Below are 16,812 nucleotides of genomic sequence, written 5' to 3'. Positions count from 1 at the left end.
GCGTCGAAAGCCGCCCGGGGCAATATGGCAGCCACTATCCGGTGAACGGGTTTATTTATCCGAAAGTTGGCGAATGATCCGATATCTGTACGCGCCAAAGGCAATCTTATGACATCAGCTACTCGCGACCCTCACATCGTTCAACGGGGTCAGGCTCGCGCCTTTTCATCAGGGAAGACGAAAGGTGGCGTCACCTGCTTGGAGAAGCCACACATAAAGGGATAGGGTGCGCGCAATACCTGGTTTGACGCGAGGGGCGGCATGACCACCCCCTTTTCTTATTCTAGTCGTAGGGAAACGGTGCGTTGCACTTCATGGACACGACCCAGGTTGGGGTACCATCGGTTCTGAAGTGGGTTGCGGGAATGGCCTCGCCCTTGATTCCAACAGGAATGACATCCCGACCCTGCCGCTGGCTCTCTGCCAGTATCTTCTGCAAGTCTTGCGGGTTGCTGATCTTGCGGATCCCAGAGTTCTCGGTGATCGGCCCGGACGGGCAATAGGTCGCCCGTGCAATCTGCTGCGCAAACGCAAACGCCGCCTTCGAATCCCGACCATCGCGCAAAGACAACGCCACGCGAGAGGTCAGTTGCGGGTCAACCACAATAACTGGCGTCCGATTGCCTTTGGGCTTCCCCCTGCCGCCCGGGCTGATCCGAACATCGGCGCGTGTTGTGGTTCCGTTTTCATTGAATCCAGAAACGTGAAGCGAGAGGTACCCAATTTGGGTTCCCTGCGTCGGGGGCACAGGGACATCAATAAAGCCTGGCCGTTTGTTGTAGTCGTTCGAAGGACTGCTGCATCCAGCCAGCGCGGCGGCGAGAAGCCCCGCGGAAATCACTTTGAGTTTCAATATTCGCCGCTCCGAAAATTCGTTCCGTTGCAGCAACTTATAATCACAATTCAGGCCATTAAATGGCGCGATGTGATAAGTCTGAAATACCGCTACTCCGCCGCCTCAGCCGCTGCATCCAGCTCTGCCGCCTTCTTCTCGACCTCTTCCACGATGTGGTCGATCATCTGGTCGTTCGACATCTTATGGCTGGCCTTGCCCGCCAGATAGACCATCCCCGAGCCTGCCCCGCCGCCGGTGAAGCCGACATCGGTCATCAGCGCCTCACCGGGGCCGTTCACCACGCAGCCGATGATCGACAGGGACATCGGTGTCTTGATGTGCTCCAGCCGATGCTCCAGCGCCTCAACCGTTTTGATCACGTCGAACCCCTGCCGCGCGCAGGAGGGGCATGAGATGATGTTCACCCCGCGATGGCGCAGGCCGAGGGATTTGAGGATTTCAAAGCCGACCTTGACCTCTTCGACCGGATCGGCGGACAGGCTGACGCGGATCGTGTCGCCGATGCCCATCCACAGCAGATTGCCCAGACCGATGGCGGATTTGATGGTGCCCGATACAAGCCCTCCGGCCTCGGTGATGCCCAGATGGATCGGCGCGTCGGTGGCCTCGGCAATGCCCTGATAGGCGGCAGCCGACAGGAACACGTCGCTGGCCTTCACGCTGATCTTGAAGTTGTGGAAATCGTTGTCTTCGAGGATACGGATATGCTCCAGCCCGCTTTCGACCATCGCTTCGGGGCACGGCTCGCCATATTTCTCAAGCAGGTGCTTCTCCAGAGACCCCGCATTCACCCCGATGCGGATCGAGCAATCGTGGTCGCGGGCGGCCTTGATGACCTCTTTCACCCGTTTTTCATCGCCGATATTGCCCGGATTGATGCGCAGGCAGGCAGCACCGGCCTCGGCAGCTTCGATCCCGCGGCGATAGTGGAAATGAATGTCGGCGACGATGGGCACCGGGCTTTCGCGCACGATCTCTTTCAGCGCTTTCGACGATGCCTCATCCGGGACCGACACCCGCACGATATCGGCCCCCGCCTCGGCCGCGGCCTGAACCTGCGCGACCGTGGCGGCCACATCGGTGGTCAGCGTGTTGGTCATGGTCTGCACCGCAATCGGCGCATCGCCCCCGACGGCCACGTTGCCGACCATAATCTGGCGGGATTTACGGCGATAGATATCGCGCCACGGGCGCACGTGATTGAGGGACATGGGGCTGGGTCCGAAACTGCCTGAGTTGCGTTTTAGATAGTCCGGCGCGGGCCGTACCGCAATGGTCCGATCACTCGGCGGGCGCTTCTGTCGCCTGTGTCTGCAGTTCCGCCACCAATTGCTTGAGGGCGCTGTTCTGCTCGGCCTCAAGATCGGCGATGGCATATGTCTCGGACACGGCATCCTTGGACAGGACCACGCCTTTGGCCACCGTACCGGGTGCGCCAGCAGGTCCGTAGTGTTCACCGTTCATCGAGAAATAGACCGAACCGGAAGCCCCTGCCCGCAATTGCGGCGGTTCTTCGGTCAGCGGGATTTCGTAGACATTGCCATGTTCGACCGTGCCCAGAGTGCCTTCGAAAATGATGCTGCCATCCGCGGCGGTCACGCGCATCCAGGCGGGGCTGACGGCGACGATTTTCAGGCTGGTGTCGATCTGTTCCACCACCTGCGGCAAGGCGGGGCGTTCGACCGTATGCACCTCGGCCACTTCAAGCTTGGGTGGCTCGGGCGGGCGGAAGGTGCCGACCGTGCGCGGATCAAGCGTGGAAATCGGCGCGTCGCGGGCCACCAGAACCGGCACATCCAGCGCCTGCGGGCGGTAGAGGCGGTCCAGCGCCTCGGCACTGGGCAGGTCCGCGCTGGCAGTTTCGCTCTCGTCCACCTGCACCCGGGCCGCATCCAGCGGATCGAGATCGGTGAGAACCACGGGCGCTTGTTCAACCGGGCTGACCTGTACCTGCTGAATGCGGTTCAGAACCGACCAGCCACCATAGCCGATGCCACCGATCACCGCCAGCAGCACCAGGGACGACCCAATCGCCCGAGGCTCGATCTGGCTGACGAGGGATTGCTTGCCCGGCACAAAGGGTGTGTTCGGAGAAATAAACGGATCGCGCCCCATCGGTCCGCGTGCGGGCAGACCACCGGGGCTTTTGCGCACGACCGAAGCCTCGGCCGACATGCCATGGGCCACTTCGAACCCGCTTTCTTCACAGAAGGTGGCGAAGGTTTCGTCCGGGTTCATCCCCAGATAACGGGCATAAGAACGCACATACCCGGCGATGAAGCCGGGTGTGTCGAATGCGTCAGGATCGCAATTTTCGATAGCAGCGATGTAGTTGGCCTTGATGCGCAACTCGCGCTGAACGTCCAGCAGGGATTTGCCCATCGTCGCGCGCTCACCACGCATGACATCGCCCAAACGTACCTCATAATCGTCGAACCCTTTGGGTCTGACGTCAGTGTCTTCTTCGGAATCGCGCTGTGATCTGCGCCCAATCATTCCTGCTGCCCCATTCTGCCTGCCGCGTGTTACACGCCTTCGGAGAATCGTTCCCAAAACGATTCGTCCGCTGCTTTTGTTAACGTAAGCTTAACACGCGGCAACCGCATTGCACACTTTGACGTGAGGCTATCCGGCAAGTTCGGCGCGATTTAGCGCACAATGTGACCAAAGTTCGTCCATCGCCTGCACCAGACGGTTCATCTCATCCGGGCCATGAACGGGGGATGGGGTAAAGCGCAACCGCTCGGTCCCACGCGGAACGGTGGGGAAATTGATCGGCTGAACATAGATGCCATAGTCATCCAGCAGCATGTCGCTGAGTTTCTTGGTATGCACCGGGTTGCCGACGATCACCGGCACGATGTGGCTGCCATGATCAATCAGCGGCATTCCCAGACCTTTCAGGCGCAGCTTCAGGATTTTCGCCTGGGTCTGGTGCTGTTCGCGCAACTCGGGCGCGGTCTTCAGATAAGCGACCGAGGCCGCCGCCCCCGCCGCAACCGCAGGCGGCAGCGAGGTGGTGAAGATGAAGCCTGGCGCGTAAGAGCGGATGGCATCGCACATTTTCGCGCTGGCCGCGATATAGCCGCCCATGACGCCATAGGCCTTGGCCAGCGTGCCGTTGATGATGTCGATGCGATGGGCCAGCCGGTCCCGCTCGGTCACGCCACCGCCGCGCGGGCCGTACATGCCAACCGCGTGCACCTCATCAATATAGGTCAGTGCGCCGAATTCATCGGCCAGATCGCAGATCTCTTCGATCGGGCCGAAATCGCCATCCATGGAATAGACCGATTCAAAAGCGATCAGCTTCGGAGCGGCAGGGTCGTCGGCCTCAAGCAATTCGCGCAGATGGGCGACATCGTTGTGGCGGAAGATGCGCTTGGCCCCACCATTGCGGCGCACGCCTTCGATCATCGAGGCATGGTTCAGCGCGTCGGAATAGATGATCAGGCCGGGGAACAGTTTCGGCAGGGTCGAAAGCGTCGCGTCATTGGCGATGTACGCGCTGGTGAACAGCAGTGCCGCTTCTTTACCATGCAGATCGGCCAGTTCGGCCTCCAACCGCTTGTGATAGACCGTGGTGCCCGAGATGTTGCGGGTGCCGCCGGACCCTGCGCCTGCGGCCTCGACCGCCTCGTGCATGGCGTTCAGGACAACGGGGTTCTGCCCCATGCCCAGATAGTCATTGCCACACCAGACGGTGATGTTCTGGGTCGACCCGTCCGGGCAGGTCCGCACCGCATGAGGGAAGTGGCCGTTGCGGCGTTCGATGTCGATGAAGGTCCGGTAACGGCCTTCGTCATGCAGCCTGGCAATCGCTGTATCGAGCTGAGCACTATAGTCCAACGGACCCTCCTTGATTGCCCGGCCTCTGTTCGCGGCAGCCGGGCGCCTTGTTCGTCCTGTCGCGCGAGGTAACCCGCGTTTGCGACCTTGCGTTCCCCTGCGAAAACTACCTAATTCCCGCTACGGCCCGCATCATTGATTTGCATCAAATATCTTCTTGCGCACGTCACCACAAGAGAAGTTGCGTCAAGCAAGCGCGAGGAAACGACGCAGGCCCCGCCCGCCCCGGAACCGGTAAAGAGGCTGGACCACACCGCAGACCCTGCTAGGTTCCCCGCAATATACCACATCTGCAGGAGTTTTCCCATGTCGCTTGACGCCGTTCTCAGCCGGATCGACACCGATCTGTCCGCCTCGATCGACCGCCTGATGACATTGCTGCGCATCCCTTCGATCTCGACCGACCCGGCCTATAAGGAACAGGTCGACAAGGCCGCAGACTGGCTGGTCGCGGACCTGCAAAGCATTGGGATCGCTGCAGAAAAGCGCCCCACCACTGGCCATCCGATGGTCGTGGGCCATGTGGGCGAAGACGGCGACGGCCCGCATCTGCTGTTCTACGGCCACTATGACGTGCAGCCCGTTGACCCGCTGGAGCTGTGGCACCGCGACCCGTTCGACCCGGCACTTGAGGACAGCCCGCACGGTCAGGTCATTCGCGGACGCGGCTCGTCGGATGACAAGGGCCAGTTGATGACCTTTGTCGAGGCCTGCCGCGCCTGGAAAGCGGTGCATGGCACCCTGCCCTGCCGCATCACGTTTTTCTTCGAAGGGGAAGAGGAATCAGGCTCGCCCTCGCTGGTGCCGTTCCTGCAGGAGAACGCTGCCGAGTTGAAAGCCGATCTGGCACTGGTCTGCGACACCTCGATGGTGTCGCGCGGGGTGCCGTCCATCGCGGCGCAACTGCGCGGCATGCTCAAGGATGAATTCACCATCCAAGGCCCCCGCATCGACCTGCATTCCGGTCACTACGGCGGCCCGGGCCTGAACCCACTGCGGGAACTGTCGCGCATCGTGGCCTCTTTCTATGACGAAGACACCGGTCGAGTGGCGGTCGAAGGCTTCTACGAAGGCGTCCATGAGGTGCCAGCCGAGCAATTACGGCAATGGCAAAACTGCGGGTTTGATGAGGCTGATTACCTGAACTCGGTCGGCTACACCCAACCCCATGGCGAAAAAGCCTATTCCACCCTGGAACAGCAATGGGCCCGCCCGACGCTTGAGGTGAACGGCCTCTGGGGCGGCTACAACGGCGCAGGTTCGAAAACGGTGATCCCGTCGCTGGCCCATTGCAAGATCACCTGCCGTCTTGTGGGTGACATGGACCCCGACGCCCTGCGGCAGAAAATCCGCAAACATGTCGAAGACCGCCTGTCACCGGACGCCAGTGTAAAATGGGACAACGATCTCGAAGGGTCACCCGCATCGGTCATGAACCTCGACCGCCCCGAATTCGAGGCCGCCCGCGGCGCCCTTTCCGACGAATGGGAACGTGAGGCCGTCTTCACCGGTATGGGCGGCTCGATCCCGGTGGTCGGGTACTTCGACACAGTGCTGGGACTGGATTCAATGCTGGTCGGCTATGCCAACGAAGACGACGCGATCCATTCTCCGAACGAGAAATACGACGTCAAAAGCTTCCACAAGGGCATCCGGTCCTGGGCCCGCATTCTGGATGCGTTGAGCCGGTAAACCGGCATATTTTGCGAGGCTCTGCCTCGCGCTCCGGGATATTTTTGGCCAGATGAAGCAGGGGATCCTTTCTTCATCTGGCTGTAAATATCCCGGGGGAGTCGCGGCTTGCCGCGGCGGGGGCAGAGCCCCCTACCCTTACATGTGGATCACGCGGCCATAGGCATCCAATACGCTTTCATGCATCATTTCCGACAGCGTGGGATGCGGGAAGACCGTGTTCATCAGGTCTTCTTCGGTGGTCTCCAACTGGCGACCGACCACGTAGCCTTGGATCAGTTCGGTGACCTCGGCGCCGATCATATGTGCACCCAGCAGTTCGCCCGTCTTGGCGTCGAAGATGGTTTTGATCAGACCTTCCGGCTCCCCCAGTGCGATGGCCTTGCCATTGCCGATGAAGGGGAAGCGGCCGACCTTGATGTCGTAGCCCAGTTCTTTGGCCTTGGCCTCGGTATAGCCAACCGAGGCGACTTGCGGCTGGCAATAGGTGCAGCCCGCGATGCTTTCGGGCTTCACCGGATGGGCATGTTTTCCGGCGATCAGCTCCGCCACCATGACGCCTTCGTGGCTGGCCTTGTGTGCCAGCCAAGGCGCACCGGCGATATCGCCGATGGCGTAGAGGCCATCGACCCCGGTGCGGCAGAATTCGTCCGTCACCACATGGGTCCGGTCGATCTTGACGCCCAGAGCCTCAAGCCCGAGGCCCTCCACATTGCCTACAATTCCCACCGCCGAGATCACGGTGTCGAAGTCGTGTTTTTCGACCTTGCCCTTGACCTCGATATGCGCCGTGACCTTGCCCTTGGCGCGGTCCAGTTGCTTGACCATTGCCTTTTCCATGATGGTCATGCCCTGCTTGGTGAAGGCTTTCTTTGCCAGACCGCTGATCTCGGCATCTTCGACCGGCAGCACGCGGTCCATCACCTCGACTACGGTCGTGTCGGCGCCCAGCGTGTTGTAGAAGCTGGCGAATTCGATCCCGATCGCGCCCGAGCCGATGACCAGCAGTTTCTTGGGCATCCGGGGCGGTTGCAGCGCGTGCTTGTAGGTCCAGACCAGATCGCCGTCGGCCTCAAGCCCCGGCAATTCGCGCGCTCGGGCGCCGGTGGCGAGGACGATGTTCTTGGCCGTCAGTTCCTCGGTGCCCTTGTCGGTTTTGACGCTGACCTTGCCCTTGGCGGGGATCGTCGCCGCGCCCATCACCACGGTCACCTTGTTTTTCTTCAGCAGATGCCCGATGCCGCCCGACAATTGCGCCGCAACCCCGCGCGAGCGTTTGACGACCGCATCCAGATCGTATCCAACCTTGTCCGCCTTCAGGCCGAAATCCTTGGCGCGCTCCATCAGGTGGAACACCTCGGACGAGCGCAGCAGCGCCTTGGTCGGAATGCAGCCCCAGTTCAGGCAGATGCCGCCCAGATGTTCGCGTTCAACCACGGCTGTCTTCAGGCCCAGCTGAGCCGCGCGGATAGCGGCGACATAGCCACCCGGACCGGCGCCGATTACGATCAGATCAAAGGATTGTGCAGCCATAGGTACCTCGTGGCGCGGATCGGTTTTCAAAACTAGTTTAGCATTAAACTATTTACAACCACGCATCAATATCATTGCCCGCGACATAAGTGACGCAGGGAAAAACGCGCGGATTGGCGCTGAATTCAGCCTATACCCGCGCCGCGCCAATGGCTAGAACTGAGGTGGCCGGGTCTGCCCGGAACATTTCAACGCATTGATTAAAGGACTATAAATCATGGCCCGCACACTCAAGGACCTGTTGCTTGCCCTGCTGAACGCAACCCTGATCCTGTTGGCGCTTTGCCTGTTTTTGGGGTGGAAGCTGGCGCAGTCGGTGGAAAATATCCAAACCGGGTTCGCGGATACTCTGCAGGAGGTCGCACCGGTCCGGGATCAGCTCCAGGGTATGCGCGGGACGTTAGAGGGCATCCGCAGCGATCTGAGCGCCATTCGTCAGGCTGACCGGTTGGATGGTGCGACCCAGGCGCGTCTGGCGGAAACCATGCAGCGGCTGACCGCACTGGAGGACAAGATGGCCAGCGCGCAATCGCGACTGGCCGGTTTGGTGGAGAACCCCGAGGACCTGATCGATTACGCCATCACCACCTCGACCGAGGTGGTGGCGGATCAGATCAAGACCCTGCGCGGATGCAAACCGTCGGCTTAAAGCGCCGCCTGCAAGGCCCGGACGGTCGAACCGTAGCCACCGCTGCTGACATAAGCTGCCTCATGCTCGGTGGTGGGGCGTTCCAGCGCTTCGTTGCGATACGGAAAGCGGCCAAACTGGCGGATCACCTCGCGATGGGCACGGGCATGCAGCAGGCTGCCTGCCCCGTCATTCGGCATCCGTTCGCACATCAGGCGCACGCAGCGTTCCTGATCGCACAGGTTTTCCGAATGCATCAGCGGCAGGTAGAAAAACTGCCGTGCCGGTTCATCGATCTTCATGTCCCAGCCCTTGTCGATCGCGCATTTCGCCGCCGACAGCGCCGCCTTGTCCGATGAGAAGGCTTTCTTGCTGCCCCGGAACATATTGCGCGGGAATTGATCCATCAGGATGATATAGGCCAGCGCACCGCTGGGATATGTCAGCCAGAGCGAAAACCGCCCTTCACATGCTGCCTTCCACGTGTCGAGGAACCGATCGCGGATTTGCGCATCCAGCGCGTCATCCTGGATATACCACCCTGCCGGGCCAATCTCGTCTAACCAAAAACTCAGTACTTCTTCAGGACCAACCATGCCCTTGACTCCGTAATTGCCCTCCCCAGGGACGTAACGTCAGTTAAGTCTGTTTTACAGAACTGTTACAGTAACATATTGCAACACCCGCGAAACATATCCACAGCTTAAGCGGTTTCCTGCGCGTCTGTCTCGTCTTGTGCTGCTTCGATCACAACTTCTTGCGCCACTTCTAGTGCAACTGGCGACGATGTTGGGTAAATCGGTGCAATTGTTGCCGTTTCATCGACTGTAATATAGGTGCGCTGGGTCATCCGGTAGGCCGCATAGGCCGCCATGACGAACAACAATGCTCCGATGAACAGGAAGAACCCCTGTGGCCCAAATATCGCAGGCCCCATCAGCCAGCCGGTGATCACCGGCCCCGCAATCGCCCCCAGCCCGTTGATGAAGACCAGCCCGCCCGAGGCCGCCGCCATGTCCTCATATTCCAGATAGTCGTTGGTATAGGCGATCAACAGAGAATAAAGCGGGTTCGACATACCGCCGATGAAAAAGGCCGAGACCAGCAGGATCGGCAGCGTCAGGCCAAAGATCATGCCGACCAAGGCACCAACACCGCCAATTCCCGCAGCCAGAAGGATCATCAGACGGCGGTCAAACCGGTCCGACAGCCACCCCAGCGGATATTGCAGCACCAGCGCGCCGATATAGAACGAGGCAACAAAGATCGAGATCTGGGCCAGCGTCAGCCCCGCTTGCGCGCCATAAACCGCCGCCATGCCGAATTGCGCCGAGAACACGCCGCCCAGCAGGAACATGCCGACGCAGCCCAGTGGCGATGCGCTCATCAACTGGCGCAGGGTCATCGGTTTGGTGGTGTCAAAGGCCGGTGTCGGCGAAATCGACAGCAGGATCGGCCCGAATGAGATCGAAACCAGGATCGATGCGATCACGAAAGTTTCGTATCCGCCGGGGTCGCCCACCAGTATCAACGCCTGTGCGCTGACGATGCCGGTCATCTGGACGATCATGTACAGCGACAGCGCCTGCCCCCGGTTTTCATTGCTGGCCGCGTTGTTCAGCCAGCTTTCCGCCGTCACATACACGCCCGAGAAACAGAACCCGATCACAACGCGCCCCAGCGACCACGCAATCGGGTCGGCCAGCATCGGATACATGATCATCACAGCCGAAATGAACGAGGCCAGCGCCGCGAAGACGCGAACATGCCCCACCCGCCGGATCATCTCGGGCGCAAGGCGAGAGCCGCCGAGGAATCCAAGGAAATAGGCAGACATCACAAAAGACATCTCGAGGGTCGAAAAGCCCTCGATCTCGCCGCGCACACCCAGCAGGGTGCCCTGAAGGCCGTTGCCGACCATCAGCAACCCCATTCCAAGAAGAAGTGCCCATGCGCTGGAAAGAACCTGAAGCATCCTGCCGACCCCGAATTGCCGATGTGTTTTGCCCGATGTGCAGCCGCAAACCGGTCTCGTCGCGGCTGTTTACGACATTATGCACGGTTCGGTACAAAAATCTCGGCACTCAAGGGATCAGGAGCGACGCGTCCCCATAGGAAAAGAAGCGATATTCTCGCGCCACCGCGTGGTCATAGATCGCGTTGACCCGATCCTGCCCGACCAGTGCCGAAACCAGCATCAGCAGCGTTGATTTCGGCAGGTGAAAGTTGGTCATCAGCGCGTCGGTGACGTGAAAGTCGAAGCCGGGATAGATGAAAATGTCGGTCTCGCCTTCCCACGGCTGGATTTCACCGCCCCGCGCGGCGCTTTCAATCAGGCGCAGGGCGGTGGTGCCCACGGGGATGACGCGATTGCCCGCAGCCTTGGTCGCCTTGATCTCGGCGGCGGCCTGCGCGCTGACGCGGCCCCATTCGGCGTGCATCTTGTGGGTCGTCACGTCCTCGACCTTGACCGGCAGGAAGGTGCCCGCACCCACATGCAGGGTGACATGGGTGAAGTCGATCCCACGGTCGGTCAGCGCCTGCATCAGTTGCGCGTCGAAATGCAATGAGGCGGTGGGCGCCGCCACTGCGCCCGAATTTCGCGCCCAGATGGTCTGGTAATCGGTCTTGTCCTGTTCATCGGCGGGCCGTTTTGCCGCGATGTAAGGTGGCAGGGGCATGGCCCCGGCCTGTTCCAGCGCGCGGTCGAAATCATCCCCGGTCAGGTTGAACCGCAGATGGGCCTGCCCGTCCGCAACCCGGTCCAGCCGGGCGCTGAGGTCATCGGAAAAGACGATATCCTCGCCCGGTTTGATCTTTTTCAGCGGTTTGATCAGCGCCGCCCAGGTGCCGTCGGGTTGCGGGTCCAGCAAGGTAGCCTCGATGGCGGCAGAGACCGGCCCTTGCGAGCTGTTGCGATGGCGCCGACCGCTGAGGCGCGCGGGGATCACGCGGGTGTCGTTCAGCACCAGCCGGTCGCCGGGGCGCAGCCAATCCGGCAGGTCAAAGACATGTTGATCTGAGATCTCCGCACCCTGCGCCACCAACAGACGCGCCGAGGAGCGCGGGTTGGCAGGCCGTGTGGCAATCAGGTCTTCGGGCAGGTGGAAATCAAAATCGCTCAGCTTCATGAGGCGCGCCATACAGGGGCGTGACAGATTCGGCCACCATTAGCGATCCTCACCCCGGTTGTGCCGTGCGGGGTTGGGTCGTTCGGGTGTCGCATTGGGGCCATCGGACACGGTCGGCGCGGGCGCGCGCAGCAGGTTGCGCAGAAACAGCGGTGCCAGCCCCGACAGCGGATTGACCGACACCTGCGGCTGGGACAGCGGTCCGGTCAGTGTGTAATTGAAAGCGAATATCCCCTCTCCCTTGCGGGACAACACACTGCCCACCGCGTTCAGCAGATAGATGGGTGAGATCGCCCCGCGCAGGTCCAGCATCCCGGCAACCGTATCGACCGTGCCATCAAAGGACAGACCCATGGAGGGGCCGACCGCGCTGCCGCTGAGGACTTTGACCTCGGTCGGGGTCAGGCGCATCTTGCTTTCGATGGATGAGAAATAGATGCCCTGCCCGGCCATTTCATCCAGCAGCCCGACCAGACTGATCGCGTTCAGCAGCGCCGCCATGGCAGGTGCATCCTTGATCCGAGTGTTCCTGATTTTCAGGTCCACGTCATAGTCACCGGGCGCGGGGGCGGGATCGAGTTGCAGCTCCAGCGTCCCTTTATGCGCCTGCGTCAGCAACCCGGCTGATCGCAGAACCGCGCCCGCATCATCCGAACTCAGCCCCACCGCCGTGCGCCCGCTGCGCGGCGTCACCTGTCCGCGAATGGGCGCGCCGCCATTGACCTGTGCCGTGAACGCTCCGGTCAGGCCGCCGGTGGTCTGGAACGCGCCATTCAACCCAGTCAGGGCGACAGAGTCGGTGACCTGCAACCGGTCCAGCGTGACGTCCAGTTTTGGTCCCTGCCCGGTACCACTGCCCGTTCCGAAATTCGCCTTGGCCAAATTCAGCACACCGCCCAGCACCCGGATGTCCGGCACCGCCCCCCCTTGGGCAATCAGTTCAGCGGGGACAGCCAGCCAGTCGCCCAATTCGAATGAGCTGAACTGCATCCGCTGAAACGCGCCGTCCTGAAACGAGATCGACGCATTGGTGCGCAGACCGGCAGCATCGAGGCGCAGCTCGTCAACGCTCAGCTGTGTGCCCAGCGTGGCCTTGGCGGTCAGCGTGCCCGCCGTATTGGCCGGCTTGCGCCAGCCCAGTTCCGGGATCGACATCGCCACACCAACCAGATCGGACTGCGCGGACAAGGCGGGCGGCTCCCCCGCGCCGATGCCCAGATCGAACGTGGCCAGCCCCTGCCCGGTCAGCATCCCCTGTGGCAACCCGGCCTTGATCTGGTCCATCAAACGTGGCGACAATTCGATCTGCCCCGCCACCTGACTGCGCTGGGGTATGTCGCCGCCAATTGGTTGTGTCCATGTCGCCTTAAGCGGCACGCCACCGAAAAATCCGTCGCCGTCGATCGAAACCCCGGTCTGATCACCGCTCAGCCGCAGGCGGTCGGCGCTGACCTCGAACCCCGGCACCAGACGGTCGCTGTCCAGATTGGCCAGATCACCGGTAAAGTGGAATTGCGTATCCTCCAACTGCAGCCCCTTGATCAGGGGCAGCGACAGGGTTCCCGCCAGTTGCACCTGACCAGCGGCCAGATCGACCGGCAGATTGGCCTTGGTCAGCAATTGCAGCGGCGGGCGATCCAGCAGGGACAGGGCCGCTGTTACGCTGCCCTTGGCCTGTACCCGGGCGATACCCGGCGTTGCGCCCTTGATGCCGGTGTCGGGAATGATGAAAGACGTGCCCGAGGCATCCACCACACCGCCCTGATCGGCAATCACCATCCCCTGCTGCGCGGTCACCGTGAAACGACCGTTGAGCAGGCTGGCCTGCCCCTGCGCCTGCTGTACCGGCGGCAGGGTTTTGGCAAAGCGAACCGTGGTCTCCGAGAATTCGAAATCCGCATAGACATCCGGTTTGACCCCCGGTTTCAGGCGCAGGGCAAAGTCCAGATCGGACATCTCGCCCTGGAATATGTTCTCGACCACCCATTTGCGCGGCTTGGGGGCCAACCGCTCGGGCCAGTATTTCAGCACCTGTTCGGCGGGCATGCCATCGATCTGCGCGTCGATCCCGGCGGCCCAGCCCTCGGCCAGCCCCGCCACATTGCCGCTGGCACGCAGGCGGTGTTCCCCGTCCTCGACCGTCATCTGGCCCAGCCGCACCCGGAACGGGGCCAGCTTCATCTGGAAATCCACATCCGCGCGTTTCAGGTTCAATGGCTCGGGGAACAGATTGGCGGGGTTGAGGTGAATGCCGCTAAGACGGAACTGCCCGGACATGCTGTCCAGCCCCCCGGCCTGCACGCCCTGTAGGAACGCCTTGCCCTCGGCCTGAACCGTGCCCCAGGCGGAATTGACCGAAACCTCGTTGAAATCCAGCATCTCTTGCGCCGGATCATAAGTGAAATAGGTGCGGGCAGAGTCGAACCGGACCGGCAGAGTTTCAGGGTTCGGCTGCACCGCGCCCGCGCCCAGGTTCAGAGTGGCAAAGACCGGGCCCAGCGTGCCTTCGGCATCGACACTGCCGCGCAGCGCGCCCGAGATGGGCGTGCGCAGCACCTGCATCCAGGCCAGCGCGGGGCTGTGGCCTGCGATATCCTCGGCCGGAAGATCGGTGATGGTCACACCGAACTCGGCTGCCGCACTGTCCAGCGCGCTGGTATAGTTCGCCTCGATCCCGCTGACATAGTCGCGCCCGGACAGGACCGAGAAGCCGGTGGCCAGCCGCACCTGCTCCGCGCTGCGGGTCGCGAGTATATGCCCACCGTCCAGAACCCAGGTTCGCCCCTGCCGCAGGTCCTGATAATCCAGCGTGATGGTATCCAGCTCGACCGAAGTCAGGGCCGACAGCACCGGGGATTTGAACACATCGTCCGAGGTTTCAATCAACTGCGCCAGATTGGGCGCCTGCCCCACCGGCGCACTGCCCGAGCCCACGGTCAGCGACAGCGCGCCATCCGTGCCCCGCGCCAGCGCGATCTGCGCGCCTTGCAGGATGATCCGTTTGGGCCGGACTTGTCCGCGCAACAGCGGGCGCATGGCCAGGCTGGCGCGCAGGTCCGAGACCTCGGCAATCTGCTGGCCCGCCGCGTCGCTGATGCGCACATCGCTCAACTGCAAACGGGGCCGCCAGCCTTCATGGATGATGAAATTGACATCGCCAAAGCGGATCTGCAGCCCGCCCAGCGCCCGGTCCAACCGCGCCTCGACCCGGTCGCGCAGCCAGACGGGGGCGTGCAACTGCTGACCCACCACCATGAACGCGGTCACCACGGCCAGCAGCACCAGCACGAACACACCGCGCATCGCCCACAGCGCCGCACGGCGACGACGCGAACGGCGTGGTTTGTCCTGCTGCTGATCTGGCTGCGCCAATTTGCTGTCCACGTCTTTCAACCTGCCGGTGACGCCCTATGATAGCGGGTAACCGTAAATTTTCTCAGCCCGGAGACCGCTTATGCCCGACCTGTCCGACATCGCCCCCGATTTCACCCTGCCGCGCGACGGGGGTGGTCAAATAACCCTGTCCGAACAGCGCAGCAATGCGGTTGTTCTGTTTTTCTATCCCCGCGATGATACGCCGGGCTGCACCAAGGAATCCATCGGTTTCTCGGAACATCTTCAGGCCTTTGCGGATGCGGGCGCTCACGTTTTCGGGATTTCGCGGGACAGTGTCGCCAAACATGACAAGTTCGTTGCCAAGCACGGGCTGACCACGCCGCTGCTGTCTGACGAAGGCTCCTCGGTCTGCGAGGATTACGGGGTCTGGGTCGAAAAGAACATGTATGGGCGCAAATCCATGGGGATCGAACGGTCCACCTTTCTGATCGACGACGAAGGGCGGATCGCCCGCATCTGGCGCAAGGTCAAGGTGCCCGGCCATGTGGAGGAGGTGTTGGAGGCGGTGCGGGCGCTCTAACTTACGGGCGCTGAACTTTAGAATTGAATGCGGGCTTGAGGTAGCTTCTGCTCCTAAGCATTCGCCGCCACTCGGGCTTTGAGTGGAGAATGACGGCAAAGAGCCGCAAACGAGACATTTGATGTGCGTGGTTGTATTCTGTCCACATGGAACCTTTTATCGAAGTCAGCATAGCAAATGAGGTGCACGCAGAAGGCATCAGCAAAGTGATTTGCGATGCGATCAGAACGGTCAATGCACGGGATTATCCCGCCGCAGAGATTGATCGTCTCGTCGGCAACTTTACGACATCGTGCGTTCTTGAGTTCTTGAAGCAACGATTAACCTTGGTTGCGCTGTCCAATGAAAAAGTTGTCGGTACGGGGTCACTGCAAGGCTCTGAGCTAAAATCACTATTTGTGTCACCCAAACTGCACCGCAAAGGTATTGGAGGCATTCTGGTAAGTGAGCTTGAAAAGGTCGCTGCCAAACAAGGACTAAGGCAACTCAGTGTGTCGTCCTCGTTGTCGGCGGTCAGTTTCTACTCGTCTTTAGGCTATGCTGAGAAAAGCCGGGAGTTCTATGGCGATGAAGAAACGGTTTCGATGACCAAGTCTATTGTCTTGTCATAGCGTGAAAGTCAGCTTTGTCCGTGTCTTTCCAGTTTCGGCCGCATAGAGCAAATGGCAGCCGTTGCTCAGAAAAGAGCGGAGAACACCTCCCGCATTCACTCTCTCAAGCCAACACCCATAACACCCCGGCCCCCTCGACCCCGGACCACATCCAGTCTATGTCGCGCAAGACCAAAACCGGCGGAGCATACCCTTGCCCAAGACATTGACCCAGATGGCGACCGAGGTTCTGACCACGAAGAACGGACGGGAAAAGACCGCCCTGTCCCGGCAATACGCCGCCGAATGGGTCTTCGCGCGCACGGGTGAAGGCCCAGCGATCGAGGTTGGCACCGCAACGCCCCCGTCCACGCCTGCCCGTCCGGACAAGCCCGAGCTGCTGTCGCCGCGCGAGGTTCCGAAACGCAAACCCGGCACCGAGGCGGGCCGGATCGCACTGCTGCATGCGGTGGCGCATATCGAACTGAATGCGGTCGATCTGCATTGGGACATCATTGCGCGGTTCGGTCATGTGCCGATGCCCATCGGGTTCTACGACGACTGGGTCAAATGCGCCGAGGAGGAATCGCGCCATTTCGAGATGGTCTGCGATTGTC

Annotated in this window: 14 protein-coding genes; 5 read left to right on the top strand and 9 right to left on the bottom strand. The window is 61.2% G+C overall.

Features of this window, described 5'->3' with window-relative positions; translation table 11 throughout:
• Window positions 1–283: 283 nt before the first annotated feature.
• The 4 genes from MPJ51_RS19205 to hemA all read right to left on the bottom strand — a co-directional run bounded on the left by MPJ51_RS19205 (window position 284) and on the right by hemA (window position 4,705).
• Window positions 284–853, bottom strand: a complete 570-nt coding sequence (locus tag MPJ51_RS19205) for a hypothetical protein (protein ID WP_298390189.1) — start codon at window positions 851–853, stop codon at window positions 284–286.
• 92 nt (window positions 854–945) lie between these two features.
• Window positions 946–2,067, bottom strand: a complete 1,122-nt coding sequence (gene ispG, locus MPJ51_RS19200) for a flavodoxin-dependent (E)-4-hydroxy-3-methylbut-2-enyl-diphosphate synthase (RefSeq protein ID WP_298390186.1) — start codon at window positions 2,065–2,067, stop codon at window positions 946–948.
• A gap of 70 nt (window positions 2,068–2,137) precedes the next feature.
• A complete protein-coding gene (locus MPJ51_RS19195) occupies window positions 2,138–3,352 on the bottom strand; it encodes a helix-turn-helix domain-containing protein (protein ID WP_298390183.1) in 1,215 nt (404 codons plus the stop codon).
• A gap of 129 nt (window positions 3,353–3,481) precedes the next feature.
• Complete coding sequence (gene hemA, locus MPJ51_RS19190) at window positions 3,482–4,705, bottom strand: 5-aminolevulinate synthase (protein ID WP_298390180.1); 1,224 nt, start codon at window positions 4,703–4,705, stop codon at window positions 3,482–3,484.
• 306 nt (window positions 4,706–5,011) lie between these two features.
• On the opposite strand from hemA, the gene MPJ51_RS19185 reads away from it, so the two are divergent.
• Window positions 5,012–6,397 (top strand): M20/M25/M40 family metallo-hydrolase, encoded by a 1,386-nt coding sequence (locus tag MPJ51_RS19185; protein WP_298390177.1) that lies wholly within the window; start codon window positions 5,012–5,014, stop codon window positions 6,395–6,397.
• A gap of 138 nt (window positions 6,398–6,535) precedes the next feature.
• Here MPJ51_RS19185 and lpdA read toward each other — a convergent pair whose 3' ends face one another.
• Window positions 6,536–7,930, bottom strand: a complete 1,395-nt coding sequence (lpdA, locus tag MPJ51_RS19180; RefSeq protein ID WP_298390173.1) for a dihydrolipoyl dehydrogenase — start codon at window positions 7,928–7,930, stop codon at window positions 6,536–6,538.
• Between the two features lie 217 nt (window positions 7,931–8,147).
• Between lpdA and MPJ51_RS19175 the strand changes: the two genes are divergently transcribed.
• Complete coding sequence (locus MPJ51_RS19175; RefSeq protein WP_298390171.1) at window positions 8,148–8,579, top strand: hypothetical protein; 432 nt, start codon at window positions 8,148–8,150, stop codon at window positions 8,577–8,579.
• Here MPJ51_RS19175 and MPJ51_RS19170 read toward each other — a convergent pair.
• The 4 genes from MPJ51_RS19170 to MPJ51_RS19155 form a co-directional block, all read right to left on the bottom strand.
• On the bottom strand, window positions 8,576–9,154 hold the full coding sequence (locus MPJ51_RS19170; RefSeq protein WP_298390168.1) for a DUF924 family protein: 579 nt from the start codon (window positions 9,152–9,154) through the stop codon (window positions 8,576–8,578). The genes MPJ51_RS19175 and MPJ51_RS19170 overlap by 4 nt on opposite strands.
• 107 nt (window positions 9,155–9,261) lie before the next feature.
• Window positions 9,262–10,533: an MFS transporter gene (locus MPJ51_RS19165; RefSeq protein ID WP_298390165.1), complete on the bottom strand. Its 1,272-nt coding sequence runs from the start codon at window positions 10,531–10,533 to the stop codon at window positions 9,262–9,264.
• Between the two features lie 109 nt (window positions 10,534–10,642).
• Window positions 10,643–11,689 (bottom strand): tRNA preQ1(34) S-adenosylmethionine ribosyltransferase-isomerase QueA, encoded by a 1,047-nt coding sequence (gene queA, locus MPJ51_RS19160; protein ID WP_298390160.1) that lies wholly within the window; start codon window positions 11,687–11,689, stop codon window positions 10,643–10,645.
• Between the two features lie 39 nt (window positions 11,690–11,728).
• Window positions 11,729–15,073 (bottom strand): AsmA-like C-terminal region-containing protein, encoded by a 3,345-nt coding sequence (locus MPJ51_RS19155; RefSeq protein WP_298390157.1) that lies wholly within the window; start codon window positions 15,071–15,073, stop codon window positions 11,729–11,731.
• A gap of 70 nt (window positions 15,074–15,143) precedes the next feature.
• On the opposite strand from MPJ51_RS19155, the gene MPJ51_RS19150 reads away from it, so the two are divergent.
• The 3 genes from MPJ51_RS19150 to MPJ51_RS19140 form a co-directional block, all read left to right on the top strand.
• Complete coding sequence (locus MPJ51_RS19150) at window positions 15,144–15,605, top strand: peroxiredoxin (protein ID WP_298390153.1); 462 nt, start codon at window positions 15,144–15,146, stop codon at window positions 15,603–15,605.
• A gap of 146 nt (window positions 15,606–15,751) precedes the next feature.
• The gene (locus MPJ51_RS19145; RefSeq protein WP_298390150.1) at window positions 15,752–16,216 is read left to right on the top strand and encodes a GNAT family N-acetyltransferase; all 465 of its coding nucleotides are present in this window, start codon (window positions 15,752–15,754) and stop codon (window positions 16,214–16,216) included.
• A 214-nt stretch (window positions 16,217–16,430) separates the two neighbouring features.
• On the top strand, window positions 16,431–16,812 hold a 382-nt coding region (locus MPJ51_RS19140), incomplete at its 3' end, for a DUF455 family protein (RefSeq protein ID WP_298390192.1).

The organism is Ruegeria sp., assembly GCF_028066395.1.
Lineage (GTDB): Bacteria > Pseudomonadota > Alphaproteobacteria > Rhodobacterales > Rhodobacteraceae > Ruegeria.
The sequence above is the reverse complement of the archived record's forward strand: the minus strand, read 5'-3'. Positions and strand labels throughout refer to the sequence as shown.

Bases quoted from the DNA above. Each gene is read 5' to 3' on its own strand.
- ispG (WP_298390186.1), bottom strand. From the start codon at position 2,067: ATGTCCCTCAATCACGTGCGCCCGTGGCGCGATATCTATCGCCGTAAA.
- MPJ51_RS19195 (WP_298390183.1), bottom strand. From the start codon at position 3,352: ATGATTGGGCGCAGATCACAGCGCGATTCCGAAGAAGACACTGACGTC.
- MPJ51_RS19185 (WP_298390177.1), top strand. From the start codon at position 5,012: ATGTCGCTTGACGCCGTTCTCAGCCGGATCGACACCGATCTGTCCGCC.
- lpdA (WP_298390173.1), bottom strand. From the start codon at position 7,930: ATGGCTGCACAATCCTTTGATCTGATCGTAATCGGCGCCGGTCCGGGT.
- MPJ51_RS19175 (WP_298390171.1), top strand. From the start codon at position 8,148: ATGGCCCGCACACTCAAGGACCTGTTGCTTGCCCTGCTGAACGCAACC.
- MPJ51_RS19170 (WP_298390168.1), bottom strand. From the start codon at position 9,154: ATGGTTGGTCCTGAAGAAGTACTGAGTTTTTGGTTAGACGAGATTGGC.
- MPJ51_RS19165 (WP_298390165.1), bottom strand. From the start codon at position 10,533: ATGCTTCAGGTTCTTTCCAGCGCATGGGCACTTCTTCTTGGAATGGGG.
- queA (WP_298390160.1), bottom strand. From the start codon at position 11,689: ATGAAGCTGAGCGATTTTGATTTCCACCTGCCCGAAGACCTGATTGCC.
- MPJ51_RS19150 (WP_298390153.1), top strand. From the start codon at position 15,144: ATGCCCGACCTGTCCGACATCGCCCCCGATTTCACCCTGCCGCGCGAC.
- MPJ51_RS19145 (WP_298390150.1), top strand. From the start codon at position 15,752: ATGGAACCTTTTATCGAAGTCAGCATAGCAAATGAGGTGCACGCAGAA.